Origin of the sequence: Tropicibacter naphthalenivorans (genome assembly GCF_900176475.1) — a bacterium.
Classification (GTDB): domain Bacteria; phylum Pseudomonadota; class Alphaproteobacteria; order Rhodobacterales; family Rhodobacteraceae; genus Tropicibacter; species Tropicibacter naphthalenivorans.
The window spans coordinates 494,003-510,047 of record NZ_FWXX01000001.1; the positions used below are offsets into that span (position 1 = coordinate 494,003).

Annotated in this window: 19 protein-coding genes; 3 read left to right on the top strand and 16 right to left on the bottom strand. The window is 64.2% G+C overall.

Features of this window, described 5'->3' with window-relative positions:
• The first annotated feature begins 172 nt into the window (after positions 1-172).
• Positions 173-379 (top strand): cold-shock protein, encoded by a 207-nt coding sequence (locus B9A11_RS02395; RefSeq protein ID WP_058245952.1) that lies wholly within the window; start codon positions 173-175, stop codon positions 377-379.
• Between the two features lie 67 nt (positions 380-446).
• Here the strand turns inward: B9A11_RS02395 and B9A11_RS02400 are convergent, their stop codons facing one another.
• From B9A11_RS02400 to B9A11_RS02470, 16 genes are all read right to left on the bottom strand, one after another.
• Entirely contained in the window at positions 447-1,511 is a 1,065-nt protein-coding gene (locus tag B9A11_RS02400; protein ID WP_143595776.1) for a DUF1513 domain-containing protein, read from the bottom strand.
• Positions 1,508-2,470: an imelysin family protein gene (locus B9A11_RS02405; protein ID WP_058245950.1), complete on the bottom strand. Its 963-nt coding sequence runs from the start codon at positions 2,468-2,470 to the stop codon at positions 1,508-1,510. Before B9A11_RS02405 ends, B9A11_RS02400 begins: the two co-directional genes overlap by 4 nt.
• Entirely contained in the window at positions 2,470-4,005 is a 1,536-nt protein-coding gene (locus tag B9A11_RS02410; protein WP_143595777.1) for a di-heme oxidoreductase family protein, read from the bottom strand. Before B9A11_RS02410 ends, B9A11_RS02405 begins: the two co-directional genes overlap by 1 nt.
• Positions 4,006-4,060: 55 nt before the next feature.
• Positions 4,061-5,314, bottom strand: a complete 1,254-nt coding sequence (locus B9A11_RS02415) for an imelysin family protein (protein WP_058245948.1) — start codon at positions 5,312-5,314, stop codon at positions 4,061-4,063.
• A gap of 24 nt (positions 5,315-5,338) precedes the next feature.
• A complete protein-coding gene (locus B9A11_RS02420) occupies positions 5,339-5,797 on the bottom strand; it encodes a hypothetical protein (protein ID WP_058245947.1) in 459 nt (152 codons plus the stop codon).
• Positions 5,794-5,937, bottom strand: a complete 144-nt coding sequence (locus B9A11_RS21330) for a hypothetical protein (RefSeq protein ID WP_159452466.1) — start codon at positions 5,935-5,937, stop codon at positions 5,794-5,796. The genes B9A11_RS02420 and B9A11_RS21330 overlap by 4 nt, the downstream gene beginning before the upstream one ends.
• A 203-nt stretch (positions 5,938-6,140) precedes the next feature.
• Complete coding sequence (gene ureG, locus B9A11_RS02425; protein ID WP_058245946.1) at positions 6,141-6,752, bottom strand: urease accessory protein UreG; 612 nt, start codon at positions 6,750-6,752, stop codon at positions 6,141-6,143.
• The gene (locus B9A11_RS02430; protein WP_306345500.1) at positions 6,749-7,426 is read right to left on the bottom strand and encodes an urease accessory protein UreF; all 678 of its coding nucleotides are present in this window, start codon (positions 7,424-7,426) and stop codon (positions 6,749-6,751) included. The genes ureG and B9A11_RS02430 overlap by 4 nt, the downstream gene beginning before the upstream one ends.
• Positions 7,368-7,889, bottom strand: a complete 522-nt coding sequence (ureE, locus tag B9A11_RS02435) for an urease accessory protein UreE (protein ID WP_058245944.1) — start codon at positions 7,887-7,889, stop codon at positions 7,368-7,370. Before ureE ends, B9A11_RS02430 begins: the two co-directional genes overlap by 59 nt.
• Positions 7,886-8,479, bottom strand: coding sequence for a hypothetical protein (locus B9A11_RS02440; RefSeq protein WP_058245943.1), 594 nt, complete (start codon positions 8,477-8,479; stop codon positions 7,886-7,888). Before B9A11_RS02440 ends, ureE begins: the two co-directional genes overlap by 4 nt.
• A 90-nt stretch (positions 8,480-8,569) precedes the next feature.
• Complete coding sequence (gene ureC / locus B9A11_RS02445; protein WP_058245942.1) at positions 8,570-10,282, bottom strand: urease subunit alpha; 1,713 nt, start codon at positions 10,280-10,282, stop codon at positions 8,570-8,572.
• A gap of 82 nt (positions 10,283-10,364) precedes the next feature.
• A complete protein-coding gene (locus B9A11_RS02450) occupies positions 10,365-10,688 on the bottom strand; it encodes a hypothetical protein (RefSeq protein ID WP_058245941.1) in 324 nt (107 codons plus the stop codon).
• Entirely contained in the window at positions 10,688-10,993 is a 306-nt protein-coding gene (locus B9A11_RS02455; RefSeq protein WP_058245940.1) for an urease subunit beta, read from the bottom strand. The genes B9A11_RS02450 and B9A11_RS02455 overlap by 1 nt, the downstream gene beginning before the upstream one ends.
• On the bottom strand, positions 10,990-11,154 hold the full coding sequence (locus tag B9A11_RS21555; RefSeq protein WP_186009172.1) for a hypothetical protein: 165 nt from the start codon (positions 11,152-11,154) through the stop codon (positions 10,990-10,992). The genes B9A11_RS02455 and B9A11_RS21555 overlap by 4 nt, the downstream gene beginning before the upstream one ends.
• A gap of 60 nt (positions 11,155-11,214) precedes the next feature.
• A complete protein-coding gene (locus B9A11_RS02465; protein WP_058245939.1) occupies positions 11,215-11,517 on the bottom strand; it encodes an urease subunit gamma in 303 nt (100 codons plus the stop codon).
• Positions 11,518-11,521: 4 nt separating this feature from the next.
• On the bottom strand, positions 11,522-12,316 hold the full coding sequence (locus tag B9A11_RS02470; RefSeq protein ID WP_234988711.1) for an urease accessory protein UreD: 795 nt from the start codon (positions 12,314-12,316) through the stop codon (positions 11,522-11,524).
• A gap of 422 nt (positions 12,317-12,738) precedes the next feature.
• On the opposite strand from B9A11_RS02470, the gene urtA reads away from it, so the two are divergent.
• The gene (gene urtA, locus B9A11_RS02475; protein WP_058245937.1) at positions 12,739-14,022 is read left to right on the top strand and encodes an urea ABC transporter substrate-binding protein; all 1,284 of its coding nucleotides are present in this window, start codon (positions 12,739-12,741) and stop codon (positions 14,020-14,022) included.
• 79 nt (positions 14,023-14,101) lie between these two features.
• Entirely contained in the window at positions 14,102-16,045 is a 1,944-nt protein-coding gene (gene urtB / locus B9A11_RS02480) for an urea ABC transporter permease subunit UrtB (protein ID WP_058245936.1), read from the top strand.

The following is a 16,045-nucleotide window of genomic DNA, read 5'->3' on the forward strand; positions in this document are numbered from 1 at the left end:
ACAACGTTAACGCAATCGTCCTTGCTCAGAATCACCCAATCTGCGATAGGTGGGGCCGCTACGTTACCACTATCGCCTACCTGTCTCCCTTACCGGCTACAGCGCTTTCGATCTTGCTGACTACGCCGAGCCGCTGCATGTCCGTGAGCGGCATAACTTAGGAGACTACGGAATGGCCACTGGCACCGTAAAATGGTTCAACACCACCAAAGGCTTCGGCTTTATCGCACCCGACACTGGCGGCAAGGACGTGTTCGTGCACATCTCTGCTGTTGAGCGTTCCGGCCTGACCGGCCTCGCCGACAACCAGAAAGTTCAGTACGAGCTGCAAGCTGGCCGTGACGGCCGCGAGAGCGCGTCGAACCTCGAACTGCTGTAATCAAGCACGTCGCGAAAGGGCCACGCGCCCGACCAAAGCGCCCCCGCAGGGGCGCTTTTTTGTTGGGTTATCCGCCGAGCCGGACCAAGTGATTGTCCCAGGCGCGCGGGGCCGAGACCAGCGGCGACAGCCCCTCATCCAATGCCAAGACACCACCTAAGCCGTCTGTCACCACGAACCCGGCCCCCGCGCTGGCCACGCCGCAGACGTCGCGCCTTGGCACCGCTTGCAAGAATTCCCCAGCGGTATCAAACAGATGCACCCGCCCGCCGCGCGGAGAGGTGATCGCCACCCGTCCGCCCGCCATGGCAATGCTCCCGGCGTAACCGTCCATCGCCATCTGCTCGGCCAGATCGGCACTGCACAGCACGGGATGTCCGCCTTTACGGTGCAGGCCCAACAACGGCGCGGGGTCCGGCAGATCGCCCTGCCACTGCATGGCAAACCCCACCTGCCCGTCCGCATAGGCCAGATGGCGGATCGACGCATGGTGCAACTCCGCATCCAGCTCGACCACCTCTTCGATGCCGTTCGCCACGGTCACATAGCTCAAGTTCGGGCGCATGGTATCAAGGTTCAGCTTGTCGCGCCCCCGGTCCGGGTGGGTCAAAATCCCGCCGTTCGCCACCGCGATCACATCGCCGGGCAGTCGCAGCAACTCATGCGGGCCGATCCCGCCAGAGGCAATCTCTCCGATCCGCCGATAGCCCGCATCGCGCGCCCACAGGCCAAGCACGCCCTGCCCGCTGTCGATGTCATTCTCGGTGGTGACCAAGAGGTTACCGCCCTCCAGAAACGCGCCATGCCCGTAGAAATGCCGCCCCTCGGGCGCATCCAGCCGGTGCAGCACCCCTCCGGAGACGCAGTCGATCACCAGCGCAAAGGTGCCGGGACGGCGGGCAAAGGCCACAGCCTCGGGGGCTGTTGGGTGCGCCGCCGCAGCGTGTCCGCGCCCCGGCAAGGGGATGCGAAACAGGTCCGCGCCGCCGTTATCAAGGCCGAACAGCGCATAGCCGCCGTTCTCTTCGCGCGCCGCCGCCAGAAACGCTGGGTTGCCCGCATCGGCCCAGCTGAGCGCGGGCAAGGAGGCAGACGCCAGCAACGCCGACAGGAAATGCCGCCTGCGCATCAATCCCCATCCGCCGAGTTAAAGCCCGCCGCCAGCCCCAAGGGCGTGCCGATTTCGCCCGCCACCGCGTCGCGCACCAGATCGACGCGCTGTTGCAGGATCTCGACCCGCAGGCGCCCCATTGGGTCCGCAACACCCGCAAAGATCGGGTCATCCAGATCGGCGGCGACGCTCAGCGCATCGGCAAAGGCCGCTTCGGTCACCGGAATTTCGCCCCCCGCCAAGGCGCGGGCCAGATCGCGCAGCGCCTGCAAAGACAAGGTCACATTGCGCAAGGACCGCCCTGACCGCCACGCCTCGGCGCGTTTGGGGCGGGGGCGGTCGAACGTGCCCAAGGGCCGCCCGATGCGCGTGTCCGAAGTGAACTCGAGCCCCGTCATCAGGGCCGTATAAATCGCCGTGGCCGCTTCTTTTTCAGACAGATAGGTGGCGTTGCCTTCGGCCCCGGCGTCTAACAACAGCGCGCCATAGGCCTGCCAATCGGCCTGCACCTCGCGCGCAACCCGCGCCAGATCATCCGCCACGGCGGCGGCATAAGTGCAGGTGTAACTGCCCTGCGCATAGGGCTCTTGCAGCACCGTTTCCAAGGCGTACAGCCCCCGCCCCGCCACCGACACTTCGGCAAAGGCGGCAGGGTCCAACGCCGCCGCGTCCTCATCCGCGATCAGCTTTGCGACGGTTTTCGGCACCATTCCGCGCGTGTCCGGCCAAAAGGAAACCGCCAGGTTCCGCCCGCCCTGCTCCAACGGGCCAAAGGCCAGATGCGACACGCCCATCCACGCGTCAAAGGCGCTTTGATACGGCGCCTCAATGGCGGTGCAGTCGGCCCCAGCGGCCTCGGCCAGCGCCTGCGTCGCTTGCGCAAACTGCGCAAACCCGGGCTGGATATGGTCTGAGACGACCTCTGGCACCCCGGCAAAGGCGGGCGCGGCAAGGACGGTGAACAAAAGCGGCAAACGCATCAAAGGCTCTCCAGGTAGCGGATCAGGGCGGCGCGGTCGGGCGGCGTCATCTCGGTCACGGCGGTCTTGGCGGCTTCGGCTTCGCCGCCGTGCCAGAGGACAGCCTCGAGCAAGGACCGCGCGCGCCCATCGTGCAGGAAATAACTGTGACCGTTGACCTGCTCGGTCAAGCCAATCCCCCACAAAGGCGGGGTGCGCCATTCCGTGCCAGTGGCGCGGCCTTCGGGACGGTTGTCCGCCAGCCCCGCGCCCATGTCGTGCAGCAGAAAGTCGGAATAGGGCCAAATCAGCTGAAAGCTTTGGGGGTCGCGGTCATTCAGCCGATGCGTCACGAATTTCGGCGTGTGGCAAGAGGTGCAGCCGGTTGTGTAGAACAGCTCTTTGCCGCGCAGCACCTCTGGGTCGTCCACGTCGCGGCGCGCGGGCACGGCCAGGTTGCGGCTGTAAAAGGTCACAAGATCAAGGCCTTCGGCGTCGATCTCCCACAGGCGGTCGTCGTTGTCGCCGTGCGGGCCAGCCAGACAGCTGTCCTGCGCCTCGGTGCATTCGCCCGCGCCCGCCGGGAACAGCGGGTTGGAAATGCCGATGTCGCCCGCAAAGGCTGCAGCGGATTGTTCCAGCACCGTGGGGTTGCCCGCTTTCCAGCCGAAACGGCCTAGCATGGGCGCGGTGTGTTCCAGCGACCAGACCACCTGCGCGCGGCCCGAAATGCCGTCGCCGTCGGCGTCATCGGGGTCGGCCAGCGCAAGGATATCCGCCGCCGGGATCGCCTCGATCAGGCCAAGGCCGATCATCGGCGGGGCGACGCGCGGCGACAGCATCACGTCCGGGTGCATCGGGCCATAGCCCAGGTCCGAAACGCTATACGAAGGCCTACGCAGCGAGGCGACCTCGCCCCCCGCCAGCGGCACGTCGAATTCCTCGTAGGTGACGTCCATCTGCCCTTCGGCGGCATGGCCCATCACGGCCACGTCTTGGAGCTGGCCGCCATAGGTGGGGTCGGGCCGGGTGCGCGGGCCTTCGCCGCCCAAGGCCGCCAGATAGGTTTCGATCTCGGACGGCGCGACTTCGTCCGCCGGGACAGATAGGCGCAGGAACATGGACACGCGGTTGTCTTGGGCATTTTCCGGCGGGTGGCCGCGCCCGTCCTTTAGGTGGCAGCGCTGGCAGGACCGGGCGTTGTACAGCGGCCCGAGGCCATCGGACGCAAGGGTCGAAGACGGCGACGACACCCAGAGTTTCTTGAACAAGCCGTTGCCCAGCTTGAACTCCAACTCTCCGTCAAAGCCGATGTTGGCCGAGGGTTGGGAAAAGGCGTCGGCGTCGTCCCGCGCCCGCACCGTCGCCCCACCGCCGGGGTTGGTTTCGAACCGCTCAGGCGCGCTGAAATCCATCGTCGGCGCGGTCACACTGGCGATGCGCGCGGCCTCTGCCTTGGTCCGTGGCACCACGTCCAAGTGCACGTCTTTCAACGCAAAATCCCCGGCCAAAACCGGGGTCGCAAGCAGGCCAAGGCCCAGCGCAAGTCGTTTCATCGTCGTCCCTTTCATCAAGGCGGCAGGCCCATCGCCCGCCGCCCCGGTTCATCCCTTACTGGAACACAGCGTTCGGATCGTCCAGACTGTCCGAGCCTTCAAAGCCGATCTGCTCCAGCCCGAGCGCAGCCACCGCGCGCTCGATCCCCTTGGTCTGTTGGATCAGCGCATCGACCGCGCCCATGATCAGCGCCTCGCCGCCTTCGTTGCCGCGTTCGAGCATCTGGTCATAGGAAAAGCCCGCTTCGGCGGCGGTCTTGATCCGGCCCAGCGCGATCATCGTCTTGTTCAGGTCCGCGGTCAGCGCGGCGTCCACCGCGGGATCGGCTTCGGCCACCAGATCGGATAGGCTTGGGCCCGACACGATGCGCCCGTCGACGCGCACGTATTCGCCGGTGTACACGTTGCGGATGCCCAGACCGTCGTAATAGTGGCTGTTGTGCGTGTTGTCGGAAAAGCAGTCGTGCTCTTCCTCGGGGTCGTTCAGCATGACGCCCAGCTTCATGCGCTCACCCGCCTGCTCGCCGTAGGACAGGCTGCCCATGCCGGTCAGCATCGCCACGATCCCGGCGTCCTCGTCGGCCATGACCGCCGCGCGCGCTTCGCCGCCCTCGGCCCATTGCCCGGCCATGTAGCCAAGGTCAGAGATCAGCAGCTCGGTCGCCGCTTGCAGGTACTGGCCCCGGCGGTCGCAATTGCCACCCGTGCAGGCCTCGCCCGCCGCAAAGTCGGTAAAGGGACGGTCGCCCGCGCCGTGATCGGTGCCGTTCAGGTCTTGCCCCCACAGCAGGAACTCGATGGCGTGATAGCCGGTGGCCACGTTCGCCTCGACCGCGTCGGCCTCTTGCAAGGTGTCCGCCAGCAGCGCCGGGGTGATCTGCGTCGCGTCGATCTCTTGCCCCGACAGGGTGAAGGTCGGCGTCGCGATCACGTTCAGCGCCGCGTATTCGTTTTCGTCCGTCGCCCCGCCGTAGGAGGCATCCACGTAGTCGATCAGGCCTTCGTCCAGCGGCCAGGCGTTCACCTTGCCTTCCCAGTCGTCGACAATCGGGTTACCAAAGCGGAACGCCTCGGTCTGCTGATAGGGCACGCGGGCCTTGATCCAAGCGCTGCGCGCCGCGGTCAACGTCTGCGCCGACGGGTCCGCCAGCAGGGCATCCACCGCCGCTTGCAGATCCTGTGCGCGGGTCAGGCTGTCTTCATAAGCCGCTTGCGCAATATCGGCGTAATTGTCCAACACGGCGGCCTTGTCGGCCCATGCCTGCGTTGCTGTCAGGGCCAAGGCCATGGCCGTCACTGTCTGTTTCATCTCTCGCGTTTCCTTTTTATCTATTCAATGCAGCGTCGGGGTCGGGCTTAGCGGCACCTGCGACATCTGCCGCAGCGCCACCCCCAGCGTCTGCGCCAGCGACGCCAGCGCCGGGGCGTAATCGGCCCGCACCATCAGCGTCGCCATGAGCATCGCGTCTTCCATCGCGCCATCGCAGGCGCTGCCGATCAGGTTGGCAAAGCACGCCTCATCCGCGCCCAGACATTTGCACCCGACAGAGTGCCGCATCAGCGGGCGGCGGCCATAGGTCGCCATCAGCCCGGCAATCTGCGACAAGGCATCGGCGGCGCGCGCGCCATCCTCGGCCCCCAGCGCGTGGACAAATTCGATCTGCATCAGGTCGCGCATCCCGGCGTCCTCGGTCCACAGGCGCATGTAAACGACAGAGGCCGCCTCGACCGGGCCAAGCTCGGTGATGTGGCCGACGGGGGTGCCGCCGCGTGGCGGGTTGTGGATGCTCATCGCTGCGATCCTTCGGTTTCGAACTGATCCGCGATGCGGTCCCAAAAGGTCACACCGCCCGAGGGGCCTGCCCATACTTCGCGCAGGCCAAAGGCCAGATCGGCCAAAGGGTCGCGCGCCTTTGCGTCTTTGCGTTGCATGTCCATGTCCTGTTCGTTCGCTACAGGTCATTAGCTGACTGTTTTTGTCAGATTGGTCAATCCCGATTTTTTTAGTCGGAAAAGAATTTTTGCGCCACCTTGCGGCCTATCGTTTATTTTTCAAAAGGTTAGCGCACCGTAAAAACCCGCCCCGGCGCAGGTGGCCAAGGCGGGTGTGCTGAAATTTTACGTTTGGAAAGGCGTTACAACCCGGCCATTTCCACGATTTGGCGGGCGACGTCGTCCGCACCTTGGGAATGGCGCAACGCCGTAAAGGTGAACGGACGCCCCGCACGGACCCGAGTCGCGTCGCGTTCCATCACCTCGAGCGAGGCCCCCACATGCGGCGCGAGGTCCACCTTGTTGATCACCAGCAGGTCAGATTTGGTGATGGCGGGGCCGCCCTTGCGCGGGATTTCCTCGCCTGCGGCCACGTCGATCACGTAGACGGTGAAATCCGCCAGCTCGGGACTGAAGGTCGCCGACAGGTTGTCGCCGCCGCTTTCGATCAGCACGATCTGCACGTCCGGGTGGCGCTTTTCCATCTCGGCCACGGCGGCAAGATTGATCGAGGCATCCTCGCGGATCGCCGTATGCGGGCAACCGCCGGTCTCCACCCCGATCACCCGGTCCGACGGCAGGATCTGCATCCGCATCAGCGCCTCGGCGTCCTCTTGGGTGTAAATGTCGTTGGTGATCACCCCGATCGAGAAGTCGTTTTTCAGCCGTTCAGCCAGCCGCGCGGTCAGGGTTGTCTTGCCCGCGCCGACGGGGCCGCCAATGCCCACACGCAGCGGGCCATTCATCTTGGTCATGATTGGAAAAGCCTTGGTTCCAGGGTTTCATGTTGCATCGCCGCGATGTCCGACAGGAAGGCGTTCGAGAAGGGCTCGGCGCCCTGTGCGGCCTCGGCGGTCTGGGTGCAGATCGGGGTCAGCGCCGCCAAAACCGCCTGCCCGCGCGTCTGCCCAAGCGGCATCAGGCGCTGTGCGGCGGACACCAGATTCGACGAAAAGCTGTGCAAATACAGGGCGGTCACGGCGCTGGGGTCCATCCCTTTCAGCCGCGCCGCCCGGCCCAAAGCCACCGGCAACAGCAGGTCGGGCAGGTCCAAGCCCCAGACGTCGCGGGTGGTGCGGGCAAAGGCCATCCCCTGCCGCTCTGCCTCTCGCAGACGCTCGGCGGATGGTTGATAGGCGCGGGCCAAGGCGTCAACCTCGGCCACATCCTCGGCCTCAAACGCGCGCCAGATCCAGACGGCATCGGTGTGGCCCGAGCCTTGGGTCACGATGTCCGTCAGCCACGCCTGCAAGCTGGCCTCATCCGACACCCAAGCCTGCGCCACAGCCGCCTCTAGTCCGTGCGAATAGGCAAAGGCCCCCACCGGATAAGCCGGGGACAGCCATTGCGTCAGGGTCAGCAGGTTGGCGTCAATGGGCATGGTCGTGCGTATGCCCGTGGTCGTGATCATGGTCGTGTGAATGCGCATGCGCGCTGTGCCCATGTTCGTGGCTGTGCGTCCGCCCGTGCCCATAGGCCCCACCTTCGGGGGTAAAGGGCATCTCGGCCTCGCTCACCTCGGCGTCCAGATGCTCCAGCATATGCCGGATCACCGGATCGCGCTGGATCAGCACGTGATCGCTTTCGATCTGGCAGGGCGTGTGCCGGTTGCCGATGTGCCACGCCAGCCGCGCAAGGTTGCCCCCGCGCACCACCAAGACCGCCTCGGGGGCGGCGCGCACCTCGACCAAGCGGCCATCGCCCAGCTCCAAAGCATCGCCCGCATCCAAGGACGTGGTCTTTTCCAGATCAACGACAAAGGCCGCGCCCCCGTCGGTCACCAGCCGCTTGCGCCGCAGGAACCGGTCGTCATAATCCAGCGTCACCACGTCCGCCGCGCCGGACCAATGGCCCTTGCGGTGCAGGGTCTGCGCAACAGGCAGCGTCGTCATTGCCCACCTTCCAGCAGCTTGTATTCCATCACGTCAGTGGTGCCATCCCACGTGGTTTCGACCCACAAGGTCACCCCCAGACCCGGCAGGTAATCCATCGTGTCCTTGTTCGGCTTGTCCGAACCGTCCACGTAAGTCACCGAGTAAGGGATCACCTCGTAGGTGCAGTTGCCATAGGTGCGCTGCACCGGGGCTTGCACTTCGAACAGGTGGTTTTCCTTCATCAGGCCGTCCTGATTGCGCATCATCACGTCCCACTGAAAGCTGTCCCCCGGCTGCAAGACCGGCAGATCACCGGGCGCATAGGGAAAGGCATAGGTCGTGCGCCACTCCGGCTTGATCTCGCCACCTTCGCGCGAGACGAACTGCAACAGGTAGCCGGTGCGCGAATACTGCGAGACAGAGCCTTCCATCGGCTCGCCGCCCGCCCAAAAGTCAGACTGCACCACGTCTTCGGTCAGATTGGTGAAAATCTCGATGTCGTTTTCATCCACCTGAAAGCGGATGCCGGTTTCCAGATCGGCGGCGGTGGGGCACTGGGCAAGCGCTGCACCCGGCAGCAGGGCCAAAAGGGCAAGGGTACGGATCATCGGTGGACCTTTCATATTGGTACGGCCCGCGCGGATGGGGCGCGAGGGTTTCCCCCAACGAACCCCAATTCTGCGCGCGGGCCAAGCCCCTTAGAACAGGAAATAGCGCTGCGCCATGGGCAGCTCGGTGGCGGGCTGACAGGTAAGCAACTCGCCATCTGCGCGCACTTCGTAGGTTTCGGGGTTCACTTCGACATGCGGCAGGGCATCGTTCAGCTTGAGGTCTTTCTTGCCGATGCCGCGGGTGTTTTTCACCGCCAGCGTCTTTTTCGCGATCCCCAGCTTGTCGGCCAAGCCGTCCTGCTGCGCCGCCTCCGACACGAACACCACCGCCGAATTTTCCACCGAGCGCCCATAAGCGCCGAACATGGCGCGCGAATAGACCGGCTGCGGCGTCGGGATCGAAGCGTTCGGGTCGCCCATCTGCGCGCAGGCAATGGTGCCGCCGATCAAGACCATCTCGGGCTTGACGCCAAAGAACGCCGGGTTCCACAGCACCAGGTCGGCGCGCTTGCCCTCTTCGATACTGCCGATCTCGTGGCCGATGCCGTGGGCAATTGCCGGGTTGATCGTGTATTTCGCAATGTAGCGGCGCACGCGGAAGTTATCGTTGTCGCCCGTTTCCTCGGCCAGACGCCCGCGCTGCTTCTTCATCTTGTCGGCGGTCTGCCACGTGCGGATCAGCACCTCGCCCACACGGCCCATGGCCTGACTGTCCGACGCGATGATGCTGAAAGCGCCCATGTCGTGCAGGATATCCTCTGCGGCGATGGTCTCGCGGCGGATACGGCTCTCGGCAAAGGCCACATCCTCGGGGATCGACTTGTCCAGATGGTGGCAGACCATGAGCATATCGAGATGTTCCTCGATGGTGTTCACGGTGAAGGGCCGCGTCGGGTTGGTCGAGGACGGCAAGACATTGGCGTCACCGCAAATCTTGATGATGTCCGGCGCGTGACCTCCGCCTGCCCCTTCGGTGTGGAAGGCGTGGATCGTCCGGCCCTTCATCGCCGCGACGGTGTTTTCCACGAAACCGGACTCGTTCAGCGTGTCGGTGTGGATCATCACCTGCACGTCCCAGTCGTCCGCCACCCCAAGGCAACAGTCGATGGCGCCGGGGGTTGTCCCCCAGTCCTCGTGCAGTTTCAGCGCGCAGGCGCCACCCTTGATCTGCTCTTCCAAAGCGGCAGGCAAGGACGCGTTCCCCTTGCCCGCGAACGCAAGGTTCATGGGAAAGGCGTCCGCTGCCTGGATCATCCGCCCAATGTGCCACGGCCCCGGCGTACAGGTGGTCGCCAGCGTTCCATGCGCCGGGCCAGTGCCGCCGCCGAGCATGGTGGTCAGGCCGGAATGCAAAGCGTCATCAATCTGTTGCGGGCAGATAAAGTGAATGTGGCTGTCCATCCCGCCCGCGGTCAGAATGCGCCCCTCGCCGGCAATCGCCTCGGTCCCCGGACCGACAATGATGTTCACGCCGGGCTGCGTATCGGGGTTGCCCGCCTTGCCGATCTTGTGGATACGCCCGTTTTTCAGACCCACGTCGGCCTTATAGATCCCGGTCCAGTCGACAATCAAAGCGTTGGTGATCACGGTGTCCACCGCCCCATCGGCGCGCGTCACCTGAGACTGGCCCATGCCGTCGCGGATCACCTTGCCGCCGCCGAACTTGACCTCTTCGCCATACGGGCCGGTCAGGTCACGCTCGACCTCGATGATCAGATCGGTATCGGCCAGACGCAAACGGTCGCCGGTGGTGGGACCAAACATGGCGGCATAATCGGCGCGCTTGATGGTTGCGGGCATCTTGAGTGTCTCCTTCGGGCGGCCGCGCCTGCGACCGAAAATTCAAATCCGCCGGGCCAACGCCATGGGCCCGGTCCATACGTCACAGCTTGCGCGGACCCAGCTTGGTCAGACGCTTATGATTGGCCGAGGTTTTGCGGCGCAAAGGCCGCGCCGCCTCCATCAGAATCACATCCGCAGGCTTGCCCTTCATGGCCGCGACCATCGCCTTGTGCCCAGAGGCATAAAACGCGGTCTGCTTTTCCGACACCATCCGGGCGTTCTCGGTGCGCGGCACCATCCACATGCCGCCCATGCCCAGCATCCGCATCCAGATCACCGCCCCGGCCTCCATGGCCATCGCGCCGATATAGGCCTGCGCCTTGAACATGCGGAAAGGATCCGACCAATCATAAGAAGGGCCCATCACAGCGCTCCCATCACCTTTTGGTTAAAGCCGTAGACGACGCGCGCGCCGCCCACCGGGATCAACTGCACTTCGCGCCGCTGCCCCGGCTCGAACCGCACCGCTGTCCCGGCGGCGATGTCCAAGCGCATCCCGCGCGCCGCCTCACGGTCAAACTCCAGCGCCGGGTTCGCCTCAGCGAAATGGTAATGAGAGCCAACCTGCACCGGCCGATCCCCCGTATTCGCCACCATCAACGCAATCGCCGCTGCCCCCTCATTCAGGACAAGCTCGCCCTCTGCGGGAAACAGCTCACCGGGGATCATTTGCGCCCCCAAGCGACCAAAGCCGCCACGGACACCAACCCCAAGGCCACCACGACCGACACCCAGGACCCGGACCCATGCGGATGCAGATGCGCGCCCTCATGCGCCAACGCCGGCCCCGCCGCCACAACACCCGCAAGGATCAAACCAACCGTTTTCATGACCACAACCTCCTGCTTCTTCTCTTTAAAAATATCCAAATTCCGCACTCTCCACCCGCCTCAGCGGATCGGATCATGCACCGTCACCAGCTTGGTCCCATCGGGGAAGGTCGCCTCGACCTGCACCTCGTGGATCATCTCGGCGATGCCATCCATGCACTGCTCGCGGGTGATGACCTCGGCCCCGGCCTGCATCAAATCCGCAACCGAACGCCCGTCGCGCGCCCCTTCGACCACCGCATCGGTGATCAATGCAATCGCCTCTGGGTAGTTCAGCTTTACGCCGCGGGCCAATCGCTTGCGCGCCACCTCGGCGGCCATGGCCACCAGCAGCTTGTCTTTTTCGCGCGGGGTCAATTGCATCGGTTTATAGTCTCCATGAAGTCGGCAAAGTATCTTGGCTCAGCGCATCCAGCATCGGCACCAGATGGCGTCGCATCTCATATGAATCGGCGGCGACCAGACGCGCCAGCAGAATGTCAGGCCCCATCAGCGACGCGCCTCCGGTCTCGGGCATCAACGCGCGCAGCTTGGGCATGAACGCCTCGGCATCGGGCGCCACGTAAACCAAGCTTGCCATGGCCCCGGCCCCGCCCGCAATCGCCGCGCGCTGCAACCCAGCCATGACATCGCCGGTCAGACGCACCGCGTCGTGGTAAAGCGGCACGCCTTCGCGGCGCACAGCGATGTGGTCGTCGAACTGCACGTCCCGCAAGGTCTCGCCCATGGCGGCGCGGCCAAAGACCACCGGCTCGACCAGCAGCAAGCGCGCGTCCGCCGCCAGATCACAGGTCAACCGCCGCCGCAGCGCCGCGCCTTCGAACAGGATCAGCTCTTGCGGCAGCCAGAACAGCGACGCCCCCGCCTCGACGGTCAGGGTGCTTTCCATCCGGGCAAAGCCACTGGCCGACCGATAAGCGCGCTCGGCGGCCTGCGTGGTCAGGGACAAGCCCGCCCCCGCACCGGCGCGCGCATCCACCGTCAGGTGATCGCCCCCGGTCAAACCGCCGGACGTATTAATCATAATGGCCTGCACCATGTCGCGGCTGCGCGGGAACAGCGTCTTCATCGCGCCCTGGCTGCGCAGCCGGTCAATGGCACTGCGCGCGCCCCGTTGTTTGACCGCCAGATCCAGCGCCCCCTGGGCACGCGGCTGGGTCACTTTCGGAGTCGTTGGATGATCTCGCAGGTGCAGCACCACAAAGCGGCCTTTTGTTCTTGTTTCGCCTGTTCATTCATCATGTGCCCCGGCAGAGACAATGAGTCGGCCAAAAACGACATCCACGCCCCGCAATTTTGATTAAAAATTCACCATTGTGAACAATTTTAGATTAAAAATTAATCATCACCAATCAACCCCCAGCCTTTGCCCGACCCAAAGTTGACCATTTCGCTGCGGCACAGAATGACTCGTCTTGCCCGATCCAAGAGCCAAAAGGCCACCAAGGTTGAGGGTGTGTGACGACCCAGCGAATTGGACCTCACAAGGGCCGCCACACGGGATGCAACACGGAGTCGCGGGAGGAGTGCTACGCGCCTTAACTATAGCGCGCAAGGGCACCGACCACCCGCCAGGAGACAACAATGACCAAACTGACACAAATGCTGACCGGTGCAGCCACCATGGCGATGATCGCAGGCGCAGCCGCCGCCGCGGATTGCCCCGTCAAAGTGGGCGTACTGCACTCGCTGTCCGGCACCATGGCGATTTCCGAAACCACGCTGAAAGACACCATGGAAATGCTTGTCGCCAAGCAGAACGAAGCCGGTGGCATCCTCGGCTGCGAAGTCGAAGCGGTCGTCGTCGACCCCGCCTCTGACTGGCCGCTGTTCGCCGAAAAAGCGCGCGAGCTGCTGACCGTACACGACGTGGACGTGATCTTTGGCAACTGGACCTCGGTGTCCCGTAAATCCGTCCTGCCGGTCATCGAAGAGCTGAACGGCCTGCTGTTCTACCCCGTCCAGTACGAAGGCGAAGAATCCTCGAAGAACGTCTTCTACACCGGTGCGGCCCCCAACCAGCAGGCAATCCCCGCCACCGATTACTTCCTCGAAGAGCTGGGCGTCGAGAAATTCGCGCTGCTGGGCACCGACTATGTCTACCCGCGCACCACGAACAACATCCTCGAATCCTACCTGAAATCCAAAGGGATCGCCGAGGAAGACATCTTTGTGAACTACACCCCCTTTGGTCATTCCGACTGGGCGACCATCGTCGCGGACGTCGTGGCCCTGGGTGAAGACGGCAAGCAGGTCGGCGTGATCTCGACCATCAACGGCGACGCCAACATCGGTTTCTACAAGGAACTGGCAGCGGCTGGCATTTCCGCCGATGACATCCCCGTCGTGGCCTTCTCGGTTGGCGAAGAAGAGCTGTCCGGCCTCGACACCTCGAACCTCGTCGGTCACCTCGCCGCGTGGAACTACTTCATGTCCGCCGACACGCCGGAAAACGCCGAGTTCATCTCTGACTGGCACGCCTTTATCGGTGACGACGCGCGCGTGACCAACGACCCGATGGAAGCGCACTACATCGGCTTCAACATGTGGGTGAACGCGGTCGAAGCGGCTGAAACCACCGACGTCGACGCGGTCCGCACCGCGATGTACGGCCAGACCTTCCCGAACCTGACCGGCGGCACCGCAGAGATGCTGGTGAACCATCACCTCGCCAAGCCGGTTCTGATCGGTGAAATCCAGGCCGACGGCCAGTTCGACATCATTTCGCAGACCGACCCGGTGCCGGGCGACGCATGGACCGACTTCCTGCCGGAATCCGCTGTGCTCAAGTCCGACTGGAAAGACCTCGGCTGCGGCATGTACAACACCGAGACCGAAACCTGCGTCCAGATCAAATCCAACTACTGATCTTGACCTTGGGGCGCCCTGTTGCGGGGCGCCCCTTTCCCCCCTTTTTAAATTCCCTCCTTAAAAGACAGGCGACCTTATGATCCGTGCCCTTTTCACGGCCATGGCCTTGCTATTACTGCCCGTGCTTGCCGCCGCCCAGGACCTGCAATCCATCCTGCAAGAGCATCAGCCGCAGATCGCCAAACCCTCGCGCAGCAGCGTTGGGCCTGCGCTGGACGCGCTGACCGCCTCTGGCCTGCCTGAGGTGCCCGCGTTCCTGAACCACTGGCAGGACAAAGACGTCTACGTCCGCGAGGACGACGGCCTGTTTTTCCGCATCCAGGACACCGGCGACACCGTGACCCTGCTGGACATTGCCAGCGGTGATCCCGTAGCCGAAGGCGTCGACCCCGGCACGTTGAAACAGGTCAAGCCGAACGGCGGTGTGCGCCGGGCCATTGGCGAAGCGCTGGTCCAGTTCCAACTGTCCGACCCTGATTACAACCGCCGCGTCGAGGCGCTGGACGCGATTTCGCGCAACCTCGACCCGGCGCAGCTTGGCCCGCTGACGGCCTCTATTGCCGCCGAGCCGGACGCCGCGCTGAAACTGCGCAAGACCCGGCTGGCCAACTACCTGACCGCCCGCTTTGGCGAGACCGAACCGCAGCGCATCGCGGCGATTGCCGCGCTGGGGGACGATCTGTCGGTGGATGGCCGCGCGGTGCTGTCGCAGATCCTTGAGACCCGTCAGGAGATCGCGCAAGAGATCCCCGCCGGCGCAAATGTCGCCCGCCGCCTGACGCCGGGCACCGATCTGCCCCGGACAGAAGCCTATGCCCTGATCGCCGATCAAGCCGACCTGCCCCGCCTGATCGACCCGGATACCCTGCGCAGCACGCTGGAGCCGCATGTGCAAAACGGCAAGGTCGGCGGAATGGCCGTGGGCCAGCTGACCACCCAGTCCGCGCGCCTGCTGGCCTATGATTCACTCGCCAAGGCGGGCACCCTCCCGCCCCGCGCCACGCCCAAGACCATCGACGAAACGCTGGCCGCCTGGACGATCTATGACGCCTACGTGGAACCTAGCGCAGCCATCACCGACGCCGCAGAGGCTGCGCAAAAGTCGGTGCAGACCCGCGTCGCGCTAAGCCAAGGGGCGGACCTGACGCTGGATGCCATCTCGCTGGCTTCGATCTATTTCCTTGCGGCGATTGGCCTTGCCATCACCTTTGGCGTCATGGGCGTCATCAACATGGCGCATGGCGAGTTCATCATGATGGGCGCCTACACCGGCTACGTGGTGCAGCAGTTCATCACCAACTACACCTTGTCGCTGATCGTGGCGCTGCCGCTGGCGTTCATCATCACCTTTGCCGCTGGCGTCGCCATGGAGCGTCTGGTGATCCGCTGGCTGTATAACCGCCCGCTGGAAACCCTGCTGGCGACCTTTGGCGTGTCCATCGCGCTGCAACAGCTGGCCAAGAACATCTTTGGCACGCAGGCGCGGCCGCTGACCTCTCCGGGGTGGCTGGATGGCGCCTGGGTCATCAATGACGTGATCTCGATCAGCTATATCCGCATCGCGATTTTCGTGCTGGCGGCGCTGTTCCTCGGGCTGCTGCTGTTCATTCTGAAAAAGACCCGTCTGGGGCTGGAAGTGCGCGCCGTGACTCAGAACCCGCGCATGGCGGCCTCGATGGGGATCAACCCCGACAAGATCAAGATGATGACCTTTGGCCTCGGGTCGGGCATCGCCGGGATCGCGGGTGTGGCCATCGGCCTCTATGCGAAAGTGACCTCTGAGATGGGGGCCGACTACATCGTCCAAAGCTTTATGACCGTGGTGGTCGGCGGCGTTGGCAACGTCTGGGGCACGCTGGCGGGGGCTGCGATGATTGGCGGCCTGCAAAAGGGGATCGAATTCCTCAACCCGTCCAACACGCTGGCGGCGCAGACCTATATGATCCTCTTTATCATCCTGTTCATCCAGTTCCGTCCCAAGGGCATCGTCGCCCTCAAGGGCCGCGCGGCGGGGGATTGA